General features: G+C 69.3%; 18 protein-coding genes and 1 tRNA gene. 7 read left to right on the top strand and 12 right to left on the bottom strand.

All coding sequences use genetic code 11. The features are described 5' to 3' along the window. Positions 1–3: 3 nt before the first annotated feature. Positions 4–315 (bottom strand): 50S ribosomal protein L21, encoded by a 312-nt coding sequence (rplU, locus tag H0523_RS04260; RefSeq protein ID WP_006389960.1) that lies wholly within the window; start codon positions 313–315, stop codon positions 4–6. A gap of 524 nt (positions 316–839) precedes the next feature. Between rplU and ispB the strand changes: the two genes are divergently transcribed. Then, positions 840–1,805: an octaprenyl diphosphate synthase gene (gene ispB / locus H0523_RS04255; protein WP_054429340.1), complete on the top strand. Its 966-nt coding sequence runs from the start codon at positions 840–842 to the stop codon at positions 1,803–1,805. Positions 1,806–1,973: 168 nt separating this feature from the next. Beyond that, positions 1,974–2,050, top strand: a tRNA-Pro gene (locus tag H0523_RS04250). 202 nt (positions 2,051–2,252) lie between these two features. Here the strand turns inward: H0523_RS04250 and H0523_RS04245 are convergent. The 8 genes from H0523_RS04245 to H0523_RS04210 all read right to left on the bottom strand — a co-directional run bounded on the left by H0523_RS04245 (position 2,253) and on the right by H0523_RS04210 (position 11,440). After that, on the bottom strand, positions 2,253–3,071 hold the full coding sequence (locus H0523_RS04245; RefSeq protein ID WP_054429341.1) for a phosphate/phosphite/phosphonate ABC transporter substrate-binding protein: 819 nt from the start codon (positions 3,069–3,071) through the stop codon (positions 2,253–2,255). Positions 3,072–3,081: 10 nt separating this feature from the next. Next, positions 3,082–4,086: an ornithine cyclodeaminase family protein gene (locus H0523_RS04240; protein ID WP_054429342.1), complete on the bottom strand. Its 1,005-nt coding sequence runs from the start codon at positions 4,084–4,086 to the stop codon at positions 3,082–3,084. Positions 4,087–4,100: 14 nt separating this feature from the next. Beyond that, entirely contained in the window at positions 4,101–5,084 is a 984-nt protein-coding gene (locus H0523_RS04235; protein ID WP_054429684.1) for a Bug family tripartite tricarboxylate transporter substrate binding protein, read from the bottom strand. Positions 5,085–5,124: 40 nt separating this feature from the next. After that, a complete protein-coding gene (locus H0523_RS04230) occupies positions 5,125–6,783 on the bottom strand; it encodes an HAL/PAL/TAL family ammonia-lyase (protein ID WP_054429343.1) in 1,659 nt (552 codons plus the stop codon). A gap of 256 nt (positions 6,784–7,039) precedes the next feature. Then, a complete protein-coding gene (locus H0523_RS04225) occupies positions 7,040–7,870 on the bottom strand; it encodes a carbon-nitrogen hydrolase family protein (protein ID WP_082380364.1) in 831 nt (276 codons plus the stop codon). Between the two features lie 13 nt (positions 7,871–7,883). Further along, positions 7,884–8,747 (bottom strand): serine hydrolase, encoded by an 864-nt coding sequence (locus H0523_RS04220; RefSeq protein ID WP_054429344.1) that lies wholly within the window; start codon positions 8,745–8,747, stop codon positions 7,884–7,886. A gap of 11 nt (positions 8,748–8,758) precedes the next feature. Continuing rightward, complete coding sequence (locus H0523_RS04215; RefSeq protein ID WP_054429345.1) at positions 8,759–10,204, bottom strand: gluconate:proton symporter; 1,446 nt, start codon at positions 10,202–10,204, stop codon at positions 8,759–8,761. Positions 10,205–10,432: 228 nt separating this feature from the next. Further along, positions 10,433–11,440 carry a quinone oxidoreductase family protein gene (locus H0523_RS04210; protein ID WP_054429346.1) on the bottom strand — a complete coding sequence of 336 codons (1,008 nt, stop codon included), beginning with the start codon at positions 11,438–11,440 and terminating at the stop codon, positions 10,433–10,435. Positions 11,441–11,751: 311 nt separating this feature from the next. Between H0523_RS04210 and H0523_RS04205 the strand changes: the two genes are divergently transcribed. Then, a complete protein-coding gene (locus H0523_RS04205) occupies positions 11,752–12,747 on the top strand; it encodes an alpha/beta hydrolase-fold protein (protein ID WP_054429347.1) in 996 nt (331 codons plus the stop codon). Positions 12,748–12,843: 96 nt separating this feature from the next. Beyond that, positions 12,844–13,707: a LysR family transcriptional regulator gene (locus tag H0523_RS04200; RefSeq protein WP_054429348.1), complete on the top strand. Its 864-nt coding sequence runs from the start codon at positions 12,844–12,846 to the stop codon at positions 13,705–13,707. 28 nt (positions 13,708–13,735) lie between these two features. Here H0523_RS04200 and H0523_RS04195 read toward each other — a convergent pair whose 3' ends face one another. Next, positions 13,736–14,122 carry a MerR family transcriptional regulator gene (locus H0523_RS04195; RefSeq protein ID WP_054429349.1) on the bottom strand — a complete coding sequence of 129 codons (387 nt, stop codon included), beginning with the start codon at positions 14,120–14,122 and terminating at the stop codon, positions 13,736–13,738. A 90-nt stretch (positions 14,123–14,212) separates the two neighbouring features. Between H0523_RS04195 and H0523_RS04190 the strand changes: the two genes are divergently transcribed. Next, a complete protein-coding gene (locus H0523_RS04190) occupies positions 14,213–15,121 on the top strand; it encodes an alpha/beta fold hydrolase (protein WP_054429350.1) in 909 nt (302 codons plus the stop codon). On the opposite strand, the gene H0523_RS04185 is transcribed toward H0523_RS04190, so the two are convergent. Further along, positions 15,086–15,937 carry a helix-turn-helix transcriptional regulator gene (locus tag H0523_RS04185; RefSeq protein ID WP_156349978.1) on the bottom strand — a complete coding sequence of 284 codons (852 nt, stop codon included), beginning with the start codon at positions 15,935–15,937 and terminating at the stop codon, positions 15,086–15,088. The genes H0523_RS04190 and H0523_RS04185 overlap by 36 nt on opposite strands. A 97-nt stretch (positions 15,938–16,034) precedes the next feature. Here H0523_RS04185 and H0523_RS04180 point away from each other — a divergent pair, with 97 nt between their 5' ends. After that, positions 16,035–16,919 (top strand): SDR family oxidoreductase, encoded by an 885-nt coding sequence (locus H0523_RS04180; RefSeq protein WP_054429352.1) that lies wholly within the window; start codon positions 16,035–16,037, stop codon positions 16,917–16,919. A gap of 54 nt (positions 16,920–16,973) precedes the next feature. Here H0523_RS04180 and H0523_RS04175 read toward each other — a convergent pair whose 3' ends face one another. Then, positions 16,974–17,411, bottom strand: coding sequence for a SecDF P1 head subdomain-containing protein (locus H0523_RS04175; protein WP_054429353.1), 438 nt, complete (start codon positions 17,409–17,411; stop codon positions 16,974–16,976). Positions 17,412–17,604: 193 nt separating this feature from the next. Here H0523_RS04175 and H0523_RS04170 point away from each other — a divergent pair, with 193 nt between their 5' ends. Continuing rightward, complete coding sequence (locus tag H0523_RS04170) at positions 17,605–18,042, top strand: hypothetical protein (RefSeq protein ID WP_054429354.1); 438 nt, start codon at positions 17,605–17,607, stop codon at positions 18,040–18,042. The last annotated feature ends 1 nt before the right edge of the window (position 18,043 follow it).

The following is an 18,043-nucleotide window of genomic DNA, read 5'->3' as shown; positions in this document are numbered from 1 at the left end:
GTCTTAAGCCGTGATGGCTTCGATGCGGATTTCGGTGTAGTTCTGACGGTGGCCCTGACGCTTCTGATAGTGCTTGCGACGGCGCATCTTGAAGATCTTGACCTTGTCGTGGCGGCCTTGCGCAAGAACCGTTGCCTTGATCACGGCGCCGGCGACGAGGGGCGTACCAACTTTCAGTTGGTCGCCTTCGCCCACGGACAGCACTTGATCCAGGGTGATTTCTTGCCCAATGTCAGCCGGTATCTGTTCTACCTTGAGTTTTTCGCCAATGGCAACACGGTACTGCTTGCCACCGGTTTTTACGACCGCGTACATGGGGTATTCCTTAAATAGGTAAATGGGCTTATTCGCTTGCCGGCCCTGCTGGGCTGGCGGTACTTGCCTGGCGGTTGGACGACCCTGGATGTTCGGGGCCGTGCTGCATGCTGGAAGGCTGCGTATCAAGCGGGCGTGGACTCTGGGCCCATCCGCTTTTCCCCGCGTTTGCTTCCCTGCGGTTTACCGGGCGCGTAGTGCGTAATTCACCGACGTAATTCGGCCATCACTGACCGAATCCGGGATATTAGCGTGGGGCTGGGGAAAAGTCAAAAAGCGCTTGCGGGGTAAGGGCTTAGGTGTCGCCTGGACGCCGCGGCGGCCGTTCCGGATGGTGAAAAAAGGGGGGCCGATCAATGCGGATGACGGCCGTCGATGGCGGGCGCGTCCCGGGGCGCGGGGCGTTCCCGGGTCCGGCTTTGGTTCCTGACAGCCCGTATAATCGCTGGTCGAATCCCCCGCCATTGCGGCGGCCCAGCGGTAAGAGCTGTTACATACGGCTCGTTTCACTCTCCGGATACGTCTTGAATCTCCCCGCGCTCATTGCTCCCATAGTTGACGATATGAAAGCCGTCGATGCGGTTATCCGCGAGCGGCTGAATTCCGAGGTGGTGCTGATCCGTACGATCGGCGACTACATCATTGGCGCCGGCGGCAAGCGCATGCGTCCGGCGATGGTGCTGATGGTGGCGCGCGCGCTGGGCTACGAAGGGACGCATCACCAGTTGCTGGCCGCCGTCGTGGAATTCATCCATACGGCGACGCTGCTGCATGACGACGTGGTCGACGAGTCCGACCTGCGCCGTGGCCGCGAGACCGCCAACGCGGTGTTCGGCAACGCCGCCAGCGTGCTGGTGGGCGACTATCTCTATTCGCGTTCGTTCGAGATGATGGTCGAGGCCGACTCGATGCGCATCATGAGCATCCTGTCCGAGGCCACCACGGTGATCGCCGAGGGCGAGGTGCTGCAGCTGCTGAACGTGCACGATCCGGACGTGTCGCAGGAGCGCTACCTGCAAGTCGTGCGCTACAAGACCGCCAAGCTGTTCGAGGCCGCGGCCCAGGTGGGCGCGGTGCTGGCCGGCGCCACGCCCGAGCAGGAAGCCGCCGCCGCCGCGTATGGCCGGCATGTGGGCACCGCCTTCCAGCTGGTCGACGACGTACTGGACTACAGCGGCGATGCCGCCGCGCTGGGCAAGAACGTGGGCGATGACCTGCGCGAGGGCAAGCCGACGCTGCCGCTGATCCGCGTGATGGAAGTGGGCACCCCGGAACAGCAGCAATTGATCCGCGACGCCATCAAGACGGGCGATGCCGATTTCGCCGCCGTGGCCGCCGCCATCCAGGCGACGGACGCGCTGGAACACGCCCGCCAGGCCGCCGAGGTCGAGGCGAATCGGGCCCGCGAAGCACTTTCTTCGTATCCCGTTTCCCCTTTTCTAAATTCTCTGTTAGAATTCTGCGCTTTCGCGGTGAATAGAGATCGCTAGCTGAAAAGCAGTGCTGGAAACAGTCGCTAAACAGCGTGGTGGTGAAATGTTCACCAGGCGGGAAGGCCCAAGCCTTCAAGCCGAAGCGGAAAGATGATTTGGTTGCACTGAGCGCAACGAAGTCAGTAGCTGTAAGGTGTGGGTGATGTATAGGCCCATACCCAGACTCGGGGCGTAGCTCAGCCTGGTAGAGTACTGCGTTCGGGACGCAGGAGTCGGAGGTTCGAATCCTCTCGCCCCGACCACTTATCTGTGGTCGAATTCTTGGTGGTGTTCCCGACACCATCAGCAATAGCCGGATCCGCGAAAGCGGCGCCGGCTTTTTTGCGTCTGGGGCCCGTAATCGGGGGAAGCGGCGCGGGATCGTGCGCGGCAGGGGCGTGCGGTCGGCATGGCCGGCGAATACGTTGCCAGCCAATACGTCGCCGGCCTGTACACGCCGCCGGGTCAGCGGATCACCGCGTAGCCGGCCGTCTCGGCCGCCTGTGCCATGCCGTCCAGCACCGTGTACGCGGCCGGGTCGGGCCGGGTGAAACGCGCCACGTGGGCGGCGCGCAGCAGCGGCTTGTGCGCCGGATCCTCATGCATGGCCAGTAGTGCGTCCGAGAGGGCCTGTGCGGCGGCCGGATCCACGTCGGGGCCCGCCACCAGCAAGGGGTTCGGGGTCCAGGGCGTGTACGCCAGCGTGCGCAGCCCGGCCAGCGCGGCCGGATCATGCTCGCGCAGCAGATCCAGATACCAGGCGTCCGCGGCGGTCAGGTCGATCTCGCCGTCGGCCAGGGCGCGCAGCAGGCCGCGCGGGTTGCCGTAAGGCCCCTTGGAGGCCGCGAACAGGGCGCCGCCGGGCGGGGCAACCTTGGCGAGCGCCGCGCGCGGCGCGTTCCAGCCGGATTGCGAGTCCTGCACCATCCAGCCATAGCGGCTGCCGGCCGCGTCGGCCAGCGACGACCACGTGCAGTCGGCGCGAACCAGGAATTCGCTGCGATAGCGTGGCAGGCCCTCGTAGGCCGGCCAGTCGGGCACCACCGCGGCCATGGCGCCGAATGCCCTGCCGGCCTTCAGCGCCCTCACGTAGGGCCAGCCGCACATGAAGACGCCGCACAGGCCGGGCCGTTCCCAAAGCTCGCCGATCGGCGCCGGCCAGCCATGTTCGACGAATCGCACGCGCAGCCCGGCGCGATCATGCGCGGCCCGCAGCAGCGCATGCCAGGCGGCCCGCGCCGCGGGCGCGACGTCGTACATGCGCGTCGAAGTCATGAATTCCATGGCCGGCTTCCTACGCGAACTTGAGGGTCTGGCCGAGGCCCATCTTGCGGGCTTTCTCCAGCATGGCGTGGCCGAGCGCGATGTCGGTGGTGGACAGGCCGCGGTGCCAGAACAGGATGGTCTCGTCATCGCGCTCGCGGCCCGGCTTCAGGCCGGCGACGATCTGGCCCAGTTCGGCGTGCAGGTTTTTCTCGGTAATGCGGTCGCTGTCGACGTGGGCGCGCAATGCGCCGTAGGGCAGACCCTTGCGGCATTGGCCCCAGTCATCGACCACCACTTTGCTCATGATGTCGGTCAGGCTCAGTTCCACCGCGCTCATGGTGCCATAGGGCATGACCAGGGCGCCGGGCTTGATCCATTCGGTCTTGAGCAGCGGCGTGGGCTGGGGCAGGCGCGAGGCCTCCACCACGATGTCGGCGCCGCGCACGCAGGATTCCCAGTCGTTGACGACCTTCACGGGCTTGCCCAGGTCGCGCGACAGGCGTTCGCCGAAGGCCTGCTGGCTTTCGGGGCGGCGCGAATGCACGCGGATCTCGTCGAAGTCGTAGAGGCTGTCGAGCAGGCGCACATTCCAGTACGAGGTGCCGCGCGAGCCGATATGGCCCAGGACCTTGCTGTCCTTGCGGGCCAGGTACTTGGCGCCCAGCGCGGTGACCGCGCCGGTGCGCATGTCGGTAATGGCGGTCGCGTCCACCACCGCCAGCGGCTTGCCGTTGACCGGATCGAACAGGTTTAGCAAGGCCATCTCGGAAGGCAGGTCGACCTTGTAGTTGTCGACGAAGTCGCTGACGACCTTCACGCCGGCCACATGCAGCGGCGCGATATAGCCGCGCAGCACGTTGAAATGCCCCTTGTCGGAGGATTCCGGCACCAGATGCATGCGCGGCTCGATGACGGTCTGGCCGCGTCCCTGGGCGTCCAGCGCGCTTTGCACGGCGGCCAGGATTTCGGCGTCGGTCAGGCCCAGCGCGCGCACGTCAGGGCCGTTCAGATAGGTGATGTCGATGGATTGCATGTTGTCTCCCTTGTTTATTGAATTGGCTGGATGCCGGCCTGCTTGACGATGGCCGCCCATTTGTCGGTTTCCTGCTTGATCGCCTGGCCGAAGTCGGCGCGGTTGGATCCGGCCGGATCCACGCCCAGGCCGGCGAACTTCTGGCGCACGGATTCCTTCTGCAGCACGGCGGCGATATCGGCCTGCAACTGATCGAGGATGTCGGGCGGCACCTTGGCCGGCGCGACGATGCCGTACCAGGAGGTCACGTCAAAGCCCGGGTAGCCGCTCTCGGCCACGGTGGGCACGTCCTTCAGTTGCGGCAGGCGCTGCGGGCCAGCCACGGCCAGCGCGCGCAGCTTGCCGGACTGGATGTGCGGCAATACGGTGGATACGCCGGCGAACATCATGTCGACGTTGCCCGCCACCACGTCGTTGACCGCCGCGGCCATGGCGTTGTACGGGATATGGCGCGTGACGATGCCGGCCGACTGGTTGAGCAATTCACCCGCCAGATGGGCACCGCTGCCAGGTCCGGGGGAGGAGTAATTGAGCTTGTCCGGATGCTGGCGGGCGTAGGCCACCAGTTCGGTGAAGGTCTTGGCGGGCACGCGCGCGTTGACCACCAGCACGTTGGGCGAGGTGGCCAGCATGGTCACCGGCGCGAAGTCCCTGGCCGTGTCGAAGGGCAGCTTGGTGTAGAGCAACGGGTTGACCGTCAGATTGCCCGCCGGCGCCAGGGCCAGCGTGTAGCCGTCCGGATTGGCGCGCGCGACATAGTCCATGCCGATATTGCCGGACGCGCCGACTTTGTTCTCGATGATGACCGGCACGCCCCATTTGCTGTTGAGTTCCTGGCCGACGATGCGCGGCAGCGCGTCGGCGATGCCGCCGGCGCCGAACGGGACGACGATGGTGACAGGGCGGGCGGGATACTTGCCGTCGGCCGCGCCGGCGGGCGCGGACAAGGCAGTGGCGAGAAGGGTGCTACTCAGGCACAGCGCGACATACTTGTTCATGGTCATTCCCCTTGTTGCAGATCTGGCTGCGGCGCGGCGCCTACGGTGTGACGGCGCGCTCTTCATCAAGAAACCGTTCGGCGCGCGCAATGTCGTCGGCCAGTCTCCTGTCTTGTGAAAGAAACGGTACTTCCTGGCGGAATGCGGCCAGCACGGCGCCGGTTCCCTTGCCCACCGGGCGCTGTCCATCGGCGCGCGTGCGCAGGTCCACCGCCTGCGCGGCGTGGATCAGTTCGATGCCCAGCAACGTGCGCAGGCGCACGGCCTGTTGGCCCAGGCGCTGCGCGGCCAGCGGCCCGTTGGTGGCCACGTCCTCGATGTTGCCGGCGACCGCCAGCGCATCGGACGAGACGGGATGCGACAGCGCGCGGATCTCGGTGGCCAGCAACGAGACGGGCTTCTGGATGGTGGTGTAGGCCAGCGTGGTGTCGTTGGGCGACAGGAAGCGCGGCAGCCTGGTGAAGGCGGGATCGCCCATGCGCAGCACGCGTTGCGCCGAGGACTGCGCCACCTGTGACAGCGCGATCCCGACCGATTGCAGGGGCACCACCCAGGCCGTGGGATCGAACCCGGCGCTGGGCACCACGGCGCCGCGCTGTGGGCCCTGGGTCACGTAGTAACGGGCTTCCTGGGCAGAAACGCCGGGCGGCGGCGCCGCGTCCAGGATCACGGTCGGGTTGTCGTCGGAACTGTTGATCTGCACCCGCAACTGGACATCCAGCTGCCGCAGGGCTTCGCGCGCCGCGCCGTGCACCTGGCTCACGGTGCGAAAGCTCAGCGGGTCCTGCAGCGAGCGCTGCTCGTCCGCCTGCCACAGCGCGCTGCCGTCGAGCAGGGACAGGATGCGTTGGGCCACCTGTTGCTGGGCCGGATAGGGCCGCTGCGCCTGGGTGATGGCCAGCAGGGGCGCGATATTGCCGTTCAAGCCCTCGAGTGACAGGGCCGCGACTTCATCCGCGCGGTCGAGCATGCGCCCGGCTTCGTCCGCGGCCAGGATGGCCAGCGCGGCGCCGTAGGCATTGGAGCTGAGCAGGGACAGCGAGTCCTTGGCGTAGGGCTTGACCGGCGCCAGGCCGACGCGGCGCATCGCGTCGGTCGCGGGCATGGCTTTGCCGTCCAGCTCGATCATGCCTTCGCCCATCATGGCCAGGCCGATCTGCGGCAGGATGGTGATGTCGGCCTGGCCGACCGACCCCTGCCCGAGTACGACGGGCGTCAGGCCCTTGTTGAGGAAGTCGACGTATTGGCGCACCAGGGGCGGGCTCATGCCGGTGCCGCCGAACAGCGCGGTATTCAGCCGGATCAACATGGCGGCGCGCACGGTTTCGGTCTTCGCCGGCTCGCCGTAGGCGACGGTGTGCGACAGCAGCATGCGGTGATTGAAGGCGGCTGACGCTGCCCGGGCCTCGTCGGACAGCGTGTCGCCCGAGAAAATCGTCTGGTCCTTGTTCTGGCCGACGCCACGGTTCAGCCCGTAGACGGGCTGCCCCAGGCGGCCATATGCCAGCAGCAGGTCGTGCGAGCGGGTCACGCGCTGCCAGGAGGCGTCGGTGGGCGCCACCGCCTGGCCGCGCCGGGCCACCGCGATCACGTCCGACGGGGTGAGCGACCCGCCGTCCAGCGCCAGGGAGCTTTGCTTGTCCGCGACGCGCGCTTGCGCCTCGGGCGGCGCAGCGGCCGCGGTGGGCGTGGCGGGCAAGGTTGCCGCCAGGGCCAGCAGCAGCGGTCCCGCGAGCCTGCGCGAGACCGCGCTCAGCTTTCGTCGGAAGCCCCTGATGGAGCGCGGCCCTGCAAGGGCGCGGGAAAACGATGGCGTAGCGCACTGCGTTGCATTCATGGACACGTTCCAGAAAGTGCAATGTCGGAGGGAGTCTTTTGTACTTGCCTATACAAGTACAGTCAACCGTGTTTTCCCGACATGGCACCCGCTGGCGCGTGTCCCGGTGGCGCGAAGGTCAGTCCTTCATGGCGCTGCCGTCATAGAGATCCGTGCGGCGATGCTCCCAGGCCGGCAGGCCGGCGCGCAGGGTGGCCACCCGTTCCGGGTCGAGGTCGGCCGTGATGTGGCCGGTGCGGTCGGGCATGCAGGCCAGCACGGTGCCCCAGGGGTCGATGATCATGCTGCGCCCCAGGCAGGGCAGGCCCGGGCCGTCGCCGCCGATCTGCGCGGCGGCGATCACGTAGCACTGGTTTTCGATGGCGCGGGCTCGCAGCAGGGTTTCCCAATGGTCGCGCCCGGTGTGCAGGTTGAACGCCGCGGGCACCACCAGCACGTTGGCGCCGCGTCCGCGCAGCGCGCGGTAGAGCTCGGCGAAGCGCAGGTCGTAGCAGATGCTCAGGCCCAGCGTCAGGCCGGCGGCCTCGACCGTCTGCAGATGGGCGCCCGGCGCGAAGTCGGCGGATTCGCGGTAGGGCGTGCCGTCGACCACCGCGTCATACAGGTGGACCTTGCGGTAGGCGGCGGCGATGCTGCCGTCCGGGGCGAAGGTGACGCCGGTGTTGCCGAGCCGCTCCTGGCCCGCCAGCCGTTCATGCATCGAACCCAGGTGGATCCAGCAGGCGTGGCGTTGCGCCAGCGCGGCCAGGCGCGCGGTGACCTCGCCGGGAATCGGGCTGGCGGCGGCCCGCAGCGTGGATGGGGCGCCGCGCACGTCGCTGTATTCGGGCGTGACGATCAACCTGGCGCCGTCGTTGGCCGCGGCCGTGATCGCGTGTTCCAGCGCCGCCAGGTTGGCGTCGCGGTCGCCGCGGCTGTCGAGCTGGATGGCTGCGACTCGGATGGACATGGGGGTTTCCTTGTCAGTGTTCCCGCGCCTGGGCCTGCAGCCCCAGCGCGACGGCGCGCGCGATCTGGCCCAGCAGCGCGGCGCCTTCGCCGCCCTGGAGCGTGTGCGCGGTCTGCCAATCGGTGAAACCGTCGGCTAGCACCGCCAGCACCACGCTGCGGTCGGCCACGGTGAGGATGCCGGCATCGTGGCGCAGGCCCGGCAACTGGCCGGCCTTGCTGGCCAGATGGGCCGGCGCGGGCAGCGCGGCGCCGAAGTGGGCGCGTTCGCGCTGGTCGGCCAGCAGGTCGAGCGCGAAGGTCCGCAGGGGCGCGGGCAGCATGCCGTCGCGCAGCAGCCAGCAGAGCGCGGCCGTGGCGTCGTCGGCGCTGGTGAAGTTGTCGCGGCCGGCCTCGCGCGCGGCGGCGTCCATCATGCGGCGCTGCAGGCGGCTCGCCGGCAGTCCGGCGCGCTGGCTCCATTGGTTGATCTCGTCGAACCCCAGCAGCTCGATCAGCGCGTTGGTGGCGACGTTGTCGCTGAGCACGATCATCAGCCGCGCCAGTTCGGCCAGCGACAGGATGGTGACGCTGGGCAACTGGGCCAGGATGCCGGTGCCGCCGGCGCGGTCGGCGCAGGCGGGCAGCACCAGCGGCTGGCCAAGCGTGTAGCGGCCGCCGGCCACGGCTTCGAGCAGCGCCAGCAGGATGGGGATCTTGATGATGCTGGCCGACGGTTGCGCGCGGTCGGCCTGGCGCGCCAGCACGACGCCGCCATCCAGGTCGCGCAGGCTCAGCGAGACCCGCGCGGGCGTGGCCGCCAGCAGGGGCGCCAGCGCCGCGTCGACGTGCTGGCGCAAGGCATGGTGGTCCAGCGGCTGCGATCCCAATGGGAACATGGTCGATCTCCTCAGACCAGGAAGAAGAACAGGGACGAGAACAGGCAGAGGTTCACCAGGATCACCGCCCATCCGTTGTAGAGCATGTATTTGAGCTCACCCGAGCGCGCCAGGCCCATCTGGCCGAACATGTCCGAGGTGGGGAACGGGCCGAACCAGTCGATCTGCGAGCTGCCGAGGATGACCGCGGTGGTGGCGGCGGGGCCGACGCCGGCGGCCGCCAGCAGCGGGCCGAAGATCTTCGCGGTGAAGGTCATCTGCGCGACCGCGGCGCCGGGGATGTGGCCGATCACGTTGAACCACAGCACGATGACGCACAGCATGGCGCCGCTGATGCCGGCCAGGTGCGGCTTCGCCAGCTCCAGCACGGCGTGGTAGGCGTTGAGCTGGTCCACCAGCACCAGCACCGGATTGAACAGCCAGAACAGGAAGAAGATCCAGATCAGCTTGCCGGCGCCCGCGTACATCGCCTGCAGGATCGCGCGCGGACCCATGCCGCCGGCCAGTCCGGTGGTGGTGGCCAGCGCCACCATGACGATGATGGCGAAGGCATAACCCGCCTTGGCGAGCACGCCGACGATCGCCAGGAGAACGATGGTCAGGCAGAACGCCCACGCCGCCCGCACGGCGCTGCGCGAGGGGGCCGCATCGAGGTCGAAGGCGGCCGCGCCGGCGCCGGCTTCGTCGTATTGGTGGCTGGCTTCGGTCTTTTTCTGGATGCGGCCCGACATGAACCAGCCCGCCAGCAGCGTCGCCACGGCCATCGGGATGCCCGCCACCATCAGGTACTGCGGATAGCTCAGTCCGGTCAGGCCGGTCACCGTGACCACGTTGGGCGTGAAGGGGCCCAGCACCAGTCCGGCGGAGCCCGCGGTCTGGAACAGGGCGGCCACCGTGGGCGGCGACAGGCGCACGGCGGCGGCGATCGGGATGACCACCGCGGCGATGATGGCGTTGCCGCCGGCCAGGGTGCCCAGGGCGCCGCAGATCAGGGTCGAGGTCACCATGATGCCCAGGCGCACGCGCACCTGGTTCGACAGGCCGATGCGGCGCACGATGGCGCGCACCATCTGTTCCGCGGCGCCGGTGCGCGCGGCGACTTCGCCCACGCCGGCGCCCAGCACGATGATCAGGCCGACCACCGCGATGAACGAGCCGAGCGAGTCGGCCAGCAGCTTGCCCATGGCGATGGGCGTGGTGCCGGTCATGATGGCGCCGAGCACGATGGCGGCGATGGTGGACAGCACGATGTCCACGCCCAGCAGCGCGATGATGGCGAACACCAGCACGGGCGTCAGGCCCCACAGGCTGGTCTGGCCGGGCAGGGTGAAATGGGTGTACAGCGCGATCGCCAGGCCCACCAGGAATGCCGCGATGGCGGCATTGCGCCGGCGCGGGTGCAGCGAGCCGCCGGCGGGCGGGCGTGGCGCCGCCGCCGTCTGTGCCAATGAAGTCATGTCTTCTCCGTCCCTATCGATTTGTGGCCAGGCCGTGACGCGCTGCGCATCCGGCGGTGTCGGCCTATTGTTGTGATCCCGTCCTGCGGTGCGGCAGGCGTGGATGCCCAGCGGTCCCATGTCCAGGTCGCCAGGCCGCATCGGGCGGCCCGGCGCTGGACGGTGAGAGTGTGGGCGCGACGGGCGACAGGTTCAAATGAGTGGTGCGGGTGTGACCATAACCAAAGGTTATGTGTGATGCGCGGCCCCGACGCGCATCACGGACTTGCCGATCTGTTCGCGCGCCTCGAGCCGGGCATGGATCCGTTGCACGTCTTCCATCTCGTAGCGGCCTTCGATGGCGATATCGAGCGACCCTTCGAGCAGCGCGCCGAATACCGCGTCGGCGCGGCGCTGCACCGTGGCGCCGTCGCGCATGTGGTCGGCCAGGCGCGGCCGCGTCAGGAACAGCGAGCCGGCCTCGCCCAGTTCGATCGGGTCCAGGTCGGTGACCGAGCCGGAGACGTTGCCGTAGTTGATGACGAGTCCGCGCGTGCGGCAGGCGCGCAAGCTGTCGCGCAGGGTGGTCTTGCCGACCGCGTCGAACACCACGTCCACGCCCGCGCCGCCGGTGGCCTCGCGGATGCGGTCGGCGAAGCGGCCATCGTCGTAGGGCAGGGCGTGATGCGCGCCGCGCGCGAGGGCGACGGCGCATTTCTGCGCGCTGCTGGCGGTGGCGAAGATGGTGGCGCCGCGCCGCGCGGCCATCTGCACCAGCAACTGGCCGATGCTGCCCGAGGCCGCGTGGATCAGGCAGGTGCTGCCGGGGCCGAGCCGGGCGATGTCTTCGACCAGGTAGTGCGCGGTGGCGCCCTGGAAGATCGCGGCGGCGGCCAGGTCGAACGGGATGGCGTCGGGGATCTTCGCGACCTTGGCCGCCGGCACGCTGGCGTACTCGGCATAGCTGCCCCAGGCGATGCACCAGGCGACGCGGTCGCCCGGCGCCAGGTGCGTGACGTCGGCGCCGACCGCGACGATGTCGCCGGCGCCTTCCATGCCGAGGGTGCAGGGCAGGCGCACGGGGTAGGTGGCGGAGGCCGCGTACTTGCCCTGGCGGGTGTGCACGTCCATGAAGTTGATGCCGGCGTAGGCGACCCGCACCACCACGTGGCCGGGGGCGGCGGCGGGCATGGGATGGTCCGTGCGTAGCTGCAGGACCTCGGGGCCGCCGTAGCGTTCTATCAGGATGGCTTTCACTGCGAAGGATTCCTTGTGGGGAGGGGCGCGTGGTCGCGCCGATCAGTGCCAGCCATCGTAGAAGGCGTGAATCGGTCTGGGAATTCCCCAGGAATTCACGGGGTCCGTGCGGAAATGATCGGAACGGGCGAGGGCCAGGCGCGCCAGCCGGGGGCGCCGGATCGGACGCGGCCTTGGCCTGAAAAGCAGGATCGAGTCGCGCTCCTGTCTGGGCTATCCTGCGGCAGGCGCCAGCCGTGCTGGCGCGCCGCGTTGTTTCCCCTGTTGCCGCCAGGCCCGCGCCTGCCGGCACGCATGATTCCGAGAAGCCGATGTCCTCCCGCACCCTGTTCCGTCTTTGCCTGGCCGCCATGTTCAGCGGCGTCTTCGGTAGCCTGGGCGCACAGGCGCAGGCACCGGCACCAACGCAGATACCGGCGCGGACGCCCTCCGCCGCCGGCGCACCGGCCGCGCGCGGGGACCAGCTCGTCGGCGAAACCGTGGCCGACCGGCCGTCGACGGTCTATCGCTTTGAAACGCATCGCCTCGATTCGGCCGATGGCAAGCGCCATTACCGCATCCAGATCGCCGTGCCGCGCCAGGCCGCGCCGGCTGGCGGCAGCGCGGTGTTGTACCTGCTGGACGGCAACGCGGCGCTGGCCACGCTGACCGACGCCGATCTGGCCCGGCTGGGCGCGGCCGGCGCGCCGGTGCTGGTGGCCGTGGGCTATGACGTGCCGACGCGCAACGACGTGGTTGCGCGCGCCTATGACTACACGCCGCCCGTGTTCGAGCAAGGCGTGCGGCAGCCGGATCCAGTGGTGCTGGGCCGCGCGGGCGGCGGCGCCGACGTGTTCCTGGCTTTCCTGCGGGAACGGGTCAAGCCGCTGGTGCGCGGGCGCGCCGCGGTCGACGTGAAGCGCGAATACCTGTGGGGCCATTCCTATGGCGGCCTGTTCGCGTTGCATGTGCTGTTCACGCAGCCTGACACGTTCGCGCGCTACATCACGGGGGACCCCTCGGCCTGGTGGGCGGACGGCGCCTTGCTGCGGGAGTGGCGGCGCTTCGATGCGCGGCGCGCGGCCGGCAAGCGCGTGATCGTGCTGGCGGGCACCCGGCCGCGCGACCCGGCGCGCCAGCGGCCCGATGCGCCGTCGACGCGGCCGGATGGCACGCCGATCGACTTGCAGCCTGCCGTGCGCGCGATGGTGGCTGGCCTGCGTGAGGGCGGCGCGGATGCCCGCTACGAGGCGTTCCCGCAGTTCGGCCATGGCGAGATGCTGCGGGTGTCGCTGGCGCACGCGTTGCAGGTCGCCGTCGAACCGTAGGCGTGCCCAGGCGTCAGGACGGCGCATGGTAAAAACGGAATCAGGATCCGGGAATTTTCTCCCACAAGATCTTTCTCTTCGTGAGCAGGTAATCCGATGTTCGACTGGCAGGACCTGTATTACTTCACCGTATTGGCCCGCACCCAATCGTTGTCGGCGGCCGCCCGCGAGTTGCAGGTCGAGCATGCCACCGTGGGGCGCCGCATCGACGCGCTGGAGAAATCGCTGGGCCTGCGGCTGGTGGACCGGTTGCCGCGCAGCCGGCCGCTGACCGAGGACGGCCGCGCGCTGGCGCGCCTGGCCGGCGCCATGACCGAGATCGCCACGGGCGTCGAGCAGCTGTCGCGCATTGCCTCGATCGAGGTGGCCGGCACGGTGCGGGTCAGCGCGCCGCCGTCGCTGGCGAGCCATTGCATTGCGCCGTGCATGGCCGCGCTGCGCGAGCGGCATCCGAAACTCAACGTGGTGCTGTTGCCGTCGCGGTCGCGGGTGGCGCTGGACCGGGGCGAGGCCGACATCGCGCTGCGCACCGTGCGTCCGGAAGAGGAGGCGCTGGTGCGCAGGAAGATCGGCGTGGTGCGCTTCGCGTTGTACGGCAGTCCCGGGTTCGGCGAGCAGCCCGCCGACCAGTGGCGCTTCATCGCGTACGACGAAAGCGGCGATGCGCTGCCGCAGCAGGCCTGGTTGCACCAGATCCGCCGCCACCGGCCGGTGGTGTTCGCGGCCAGCGACCTGGCGGCGCAGCAGATGGCGGCGCGGTCGGGGCTGGGCGCGGTGGTGCTGCCGACGATCGTCGGTGACAGCGACGCCATGCTGCAACGGCTGGCGGTGGAGGGCGAGGCGCCCTCGCGCGATCTCTGGCTGGCGGTGTTTCCGGATCTGCGCCGGTCGCCCGCGGTCAAGGCGGTGATGGATTTCCTGGTGGAGTGCGTGCAGCAGGAGCCGCGCTTGCGCGCTTGACCGCCGCGAACGGCGTGGCCGCGGGCGGCTATTTCCCGGGGGCCGTGGCGCCCTCGGCCAGCATCTGGCGCAGTCGGGCGCGGCGCCGTTCCAGGTCGGCGATCTGCCGTTCGACCGAGGCCAGCCGTTGGCGCTGCACGTCGGAGGTTTCCGGGCAGGCCGCCGCGCCTTCGATCATGCGCATGCAATCGGGAAAGCCCTGGATTTCGGCGAGGCTGAAGCCGGTCGCGATCAGGCGCTGGATCTGCCGTACCTGGCTGACCGCCGCGGACGCAAAGCTGCGGTAGCCATTGGCGGCGCGCGAGGAGGCCAGCAGGCCGTGCGCGTCGTAATGGCGGATCGAGCGCAGGCTGGCGCCGGTTGCGCGGGCTAGGGCGCCGATCGACATCGGCTTGGCGGCGGGCGGGGGCGTCATGGCATATCTTCACGAAACGACCGCTTGACTCTAACACCGGTGTGACGGTTGAGACTGTGATTCCCCTTTTGTCATCCAGGAGTCAGTCCCATGCCGGGCCCCTTGTTTTTCCGTTGTTTCCGCCGCCTGCTGGCGGCCGCCGCGCTGCTCCTGGCGAGCGCCGCGGCGCATGCCGACAGCCGCCAGTACACCGCCGTCGCGCCCGACGGCGTGACCCTGGCCATCCAGGAGTCCGGCGATCCGGCCGGCCCCGCCGTGGTGTTCGTCCACGGCCTGCTCGGCAGCCGCCTCAGCTGGGACGCGCAAGTATCCAGCCCGTTGCTGCAGCGCTACCGCCTGATCACGTACGACCTGCGCGGCCATGGCCAGTCGGGCCAGCCGACCGCGCCGCAGGCCTACACCGACGGGCGCCGCTGGGCCGATGACCTGGCGGCCGTGATCGCGGCGTCGGGCGTGCGCCGGCCGGTGCTGGTGGGCTGGTCGCTGGGCGCGGCCGTGACGACCAATTACCTGGCCGCGCATGGCGACGCGGACATCGCCGGCGCGGTCTACGTGGGGGGCGTGATCGAACTGGAAGCCAGCCAGATCGCGCCGCATCCCGAGGTGTATCGCGGCATGGCGTCGAGCGACCTGAAGACGCACCTGGACGCCGAGCGCGCGTTCCTGGCGCTGTGCTTCGCGACGCAGCCCGACACGGTGACATTCGAGCGGCTGCTGGCCAATGCCGCGCTGGCGTCGCCCGGGATGCAGGCCGCGGTGCCGCGGATGACGATCGCGGCGCGCGAAGGCCTGGGCGCGATGCGCAAGCCGCTGTGGCTGATCTACGGGGCGCGCGATGCGCTGGTGCGCGTCGAGCCGTCGCTGGAGCGCGCCAGGCGCCTGAATCCGCGCCTGCAGGCCACGGTGTATGCGGCGTCGGGACACGCGCCATTCCTGGAGGAGGCCGAGCGCTTCAACCGCGATCTAGCGGGATTCATCGACGCCGCCAACGGGCGTTGACGCCAGCAGCGCGCGGATGCGATCGGCGGCCTGCGGCGAGGCGGGGTGATAGACCACCATGGACAGGTCCGGCCGGCCGTCGACCGAGAACCCGGAGTATTCCAGTTCGAGCAGGCCGGCGCGGGCGTGGCGCAAGCGCTTGGTGCCTTCGCCGTGGACGCGCACGTCGTTGTCGCGCCACAGCGCCGCGAATTCCGCGCTGTCGCGGCTCAATTCCTCGACCAGCCGGGCGACTTCGGAGGCGGCGCCGGCGCGGGTCACGTCGGCGCGAAAGGCGCCCACCACGAAACGGGCAATGCCCTCCCAATCGTCCTGCGCCTGACGCACGCGGGGATTGCAGAAGACCAGCCGCAGGATGTTGCGCTGCTCGGGCGCCAGGGCGCCGTAGTCGGTCAGGACGACCGCGGCCGCGCGGTTCCAGGCGACCACGTCCCAGGTGGCGGTGCGGATGATGGCGGGGCTGATTTCGAGCGCGTCCAGCAGGCGCTGCAGGCGCGGCGTCACGCCCTGGGCCGACTGGTATTTGACGTCCGGGGGATGGCCACGGCCCAGCAGGAACAGATGATGCCGCTCGGCCTCGGTCAGCATGAGGCCGGCGGCGATGCGGTTGAGCACGTCGGCCGAGGGCGCGCCGCCGCGGCCCTGTTCGAGCCAGGTGTACCAGGTGGCGCTGATGTTCGAGAGCTGCGCCACCTCTTCGCGGCGCAGGCCCGGCGTGCGGCGGCGGCTGGCGGTGAAGCCGAACGCGGCCGGGTCGAGCCGGCCGCGGCGGTCCTTCAGGTAGGCGCCGAGCGGGTTGTCGGTGGGCGATGTCATGGCCAGCCAGTTGAGATATATACCCCTATAAGCTCACTACTTTAACAGGATAGATCGGCGTCGCATGATGGCAGCCTGACAACCCAGGAGAGCGATCTTGCGCATCTTTCTGACCGGCGCGACCGGCTTCATCGGCTCGAAAATCGTGCCCGAACTCATCAACGCGGGGCACCAGGTGCTTGGCCTGGCCCGCTCCGACCGCGGCGCCCGGGCGCTGCAATTGGCGGGCGCCGACGCGCACGCCGGCGACATCGAGGACCTGGACAGCCTGCGGCGCGGCGCGTCCGCCTGCGACGCCGTGATCCATACCGCCTTCGACCACGACTTCGCCCATTTCGTGGCCAACTGCGAGAAGGACCGGCGCGTCATTCTCGCGCTGGGCGAGGCGTTGCAGGGGTCGGCGCGGCCGCTGCTGATCACCTCGGGCACGCCGATGGGCAGCGCGGCGCCCGGCCAGCCGGCCACCGAGGACCATTTCAATCCGGCGCATCCGAATCCGCGCAAGGCGTCGGAGCTGGCGGGCGAGGAATTGCTGGCGCGCGGCGTCCGCGTGTCGGTGGTGCGCCTGTCGCAGATCCATGACACCGAGAAGCAGGGGCTGGTGACCGAGATGGTGGCGCTGGCGCGGGCCAGGGGCGTGTCGGGCTATGTCGGCGACGGCGCCAACGGCTGGTCGGCGGCCCATGTGTCGGACACGGTGCGGCTGTACCGCGCGGCGCTGGAACACGGCGAGGCCGGCGCGCGCTATCACGCCACGGCCGAGTCGCCCATTCCGTTCCGCGATATCGCGCAGGCCATCGGCGACCGCCTGGGCGTGCCGGTGATCCGCATGGACGAGGCGGCGGCGGCCGCGCATTTCGGCTGGCTGTCGCACTTCGTCGGCCATGACATGTCGGCCTCGAGCGCGGCTACGCGCGACCGGCTGGGATGGCGGCCGACGGGGCCGGGGCTGCTCGACAGCCTGGCACAGTTGCCGGTCTGAGGCGCGGGGCCAAGGCTGGCGACGTCCAGGCCGGACGCGCCGCCGTGGGCGGCGTCAGCCGCCGGAATCCGACCCCGGCGCGCGCCGCGTCGGGCGGGCGCCGGCGTCGTTGGCGGCGCCGCTTTCGTCGTCCACGGTGAGGCCGCCGCCGGACATGATGCCCTTGGCGATGTCGTCGGCGGACTTGCCGCCAAAGCCGTGCTCGCCGGCGACGATGCGGAAGCTGTCGCCCTCGAGCGGGCTTTGCAGCGTGGCCGAGGACAGCAGCACACCGTTTGACCGCAGCTGCACGCGCTTGCCGACGCGGTTGCGGGTGAAGTCGGCCAGGACCTGGCGGCTCTCGGGTTGCAGCACCACGTCGACGAAGCGCATTTTGGTCTGCGGTTCGATGCCGGGCGTGGCGCTCTGCGCGCGCAGGGCCACGGTCTCGGCGTGGGAGGCGGCGGCGGCCAGCAGCAGGGCGGCGCAGGCGAGGGATCGGAAGGCGCTCATGGGGGCTCCGGGAAACGGACGGATCGATGCCGGCATCCTAGCCCGATCGGCGGCGCCGCATATTACGACTTGTATGCGAACGCTGGCATTGCCTGCCGCCGGCCTTTGAGCGCGGATTGTTGGCCGCTAATATGTCGGCTCGATGATCGTCCCAGGCCGCGGATCCGCCGGCCGCTCCGAGGAAACCCGTCCCATGAAGCTGCATGCCCCCTGGTTCCTGTCCTGTCTGCTGCTGGCGGGCGTTGCCCACGCGGGTTCGGCGCCCGCCGAACTGTCGTGTGTGTCGGAGAGCGGCAAGGTCGCGCTGCGCGGCGTCATCCCGTCGCCGTCTTCGGAAGAGCTCAAGCTGACGCTGACGTATGTCGGCGCCACATTGGGATTCGACGCGGACCGGGATCCCGCCTATGTCGTGTCGGATTTTCCGTTGGGCGTCTTCACCCTGGTGGCGCCGGACGAGGTCTGGCCGTTGACGCTGTATGCGCTGCCGGCCAGCGTGGCGGTCAAGAAGGATGGCACCGGCGCCGTGGTGGGCACCTTCCAGGCCAAGCTCACCGGGCCGCGTCCGGGCGGACCGGGCGCGAATCAGCCGCTCAAGGCCACGGTCAACTGCAACTACCACTACTCGGTCTGAA

Origin of the sequence: Achromobacter insuavis (assembly GCF_902859645.1) — a bacterium.
GTDB classification, from domain to species: domain Bacteria; phylum Pseudomonadota; class Gammaproteobacteria; order Burkholderiales; family Burkholderiaceae_B; genus Achromobacter; species Achromobacter insuavis.
Note: the sequence above shows the minus strand (reverse complement) of the source record. Positions and strands in the feature narration are given on the sequence as shown.

Coding starts and splice junctions, on each gene's coding strand:
- H0523_RS04220 (WP_054429344.1), bottom strand. CDS start 8,747: ATGTTCCCATTGGGATCGCAGCCGCTGGACCACCATGCCTTGCGCCAG.
- H0523_RS04235 (WP_054429684.1), bottom strand. CDS start 5,084: ATGAACAAGTATGTCGCGCTGTGCCTGAGTAGCACCCTTCTCGCCACT.
- H0523_RS04190 (WP_054429350.1), top strand. CDS start 14,213: ATGCCGGGCCCCTTGTTTTTCCGTTGTTTCCGCCGCCTGCTGGCGGCC.
- H0523_RS04195 (WP_054429349.1), bottom strand. CDS start 14,122: ATGACGCCCCCGCCCGCCGCCAAGCCGATGTCGATCGGCGCCCTAGCC.
- rplU (WP_006389960.1), bottom strand. CDS start 315: ATGTACGCGGTCGTAAAAACCGGTGGCAAGCAGTACCGTGTTGCCATT.
- H0523_RS04170 (WP_054429354.1), top strand. CDS start 17,605: ATGAAGCTGCATGCCCCCTGGTTCCTGTCCTGTCTGCTGCTGGCGGGC.
- H0523_RS04215 (WP_054429345.1), bottom strand. CDS start 10,204: ATGACTTCATTGGCACAGACGGCGGCGGCGCCACGCCCGCCCGCCGGC.
- H0523_RS04225 (WP_082380364.1), bottom strand. CDS start 7,870: ATGTCCATCCGAGTCGCAGCCATCCAGCTCGACAGCCGCGGCGACCGC.
- H0523_RS04240 (WP_054429342.1), bottom strand. CDS start 4,086: ATGCAATCCATCGACATCACCTATCTGAACGGCCCTGACGTGCGCGCG.
- H0523_RS04245 (WP_054429341.1), bottom strand. CDS start 3,071: ATGGAATTCATGACTTCGACGCGCATGTACGACGTCGCGCCCGCGGCG.
- H0523_RS04205 (WP_054429347.1), top strand. CDS start 11,752: ATGTCCTCCCGCACCCTGTTCCGTCTTTGCCTGGCCGCCATGTTCAGC.
- H0523_RS04185 (WP_156349978.1), bottom strand. CDS start 15,937: ATGACATCGCCCACCGACAACCCGCTCGGCGCCTACCTGAAGGACCGC.
- H0523_RS04175 (WP_054429353.1), bottom strand. CDS start 17,411: ATGAGCGCCTTCCGATCCCTCGCCTGCGCCGCCCTGCTGCTGGCCGCC.
- H0523_RS04200 (WP_054429348.1), top strand. CDS start 12,844: ATGTTCGACTGGCAGGACCTGTATTACTTCACCGTATTGGCCCGCACC.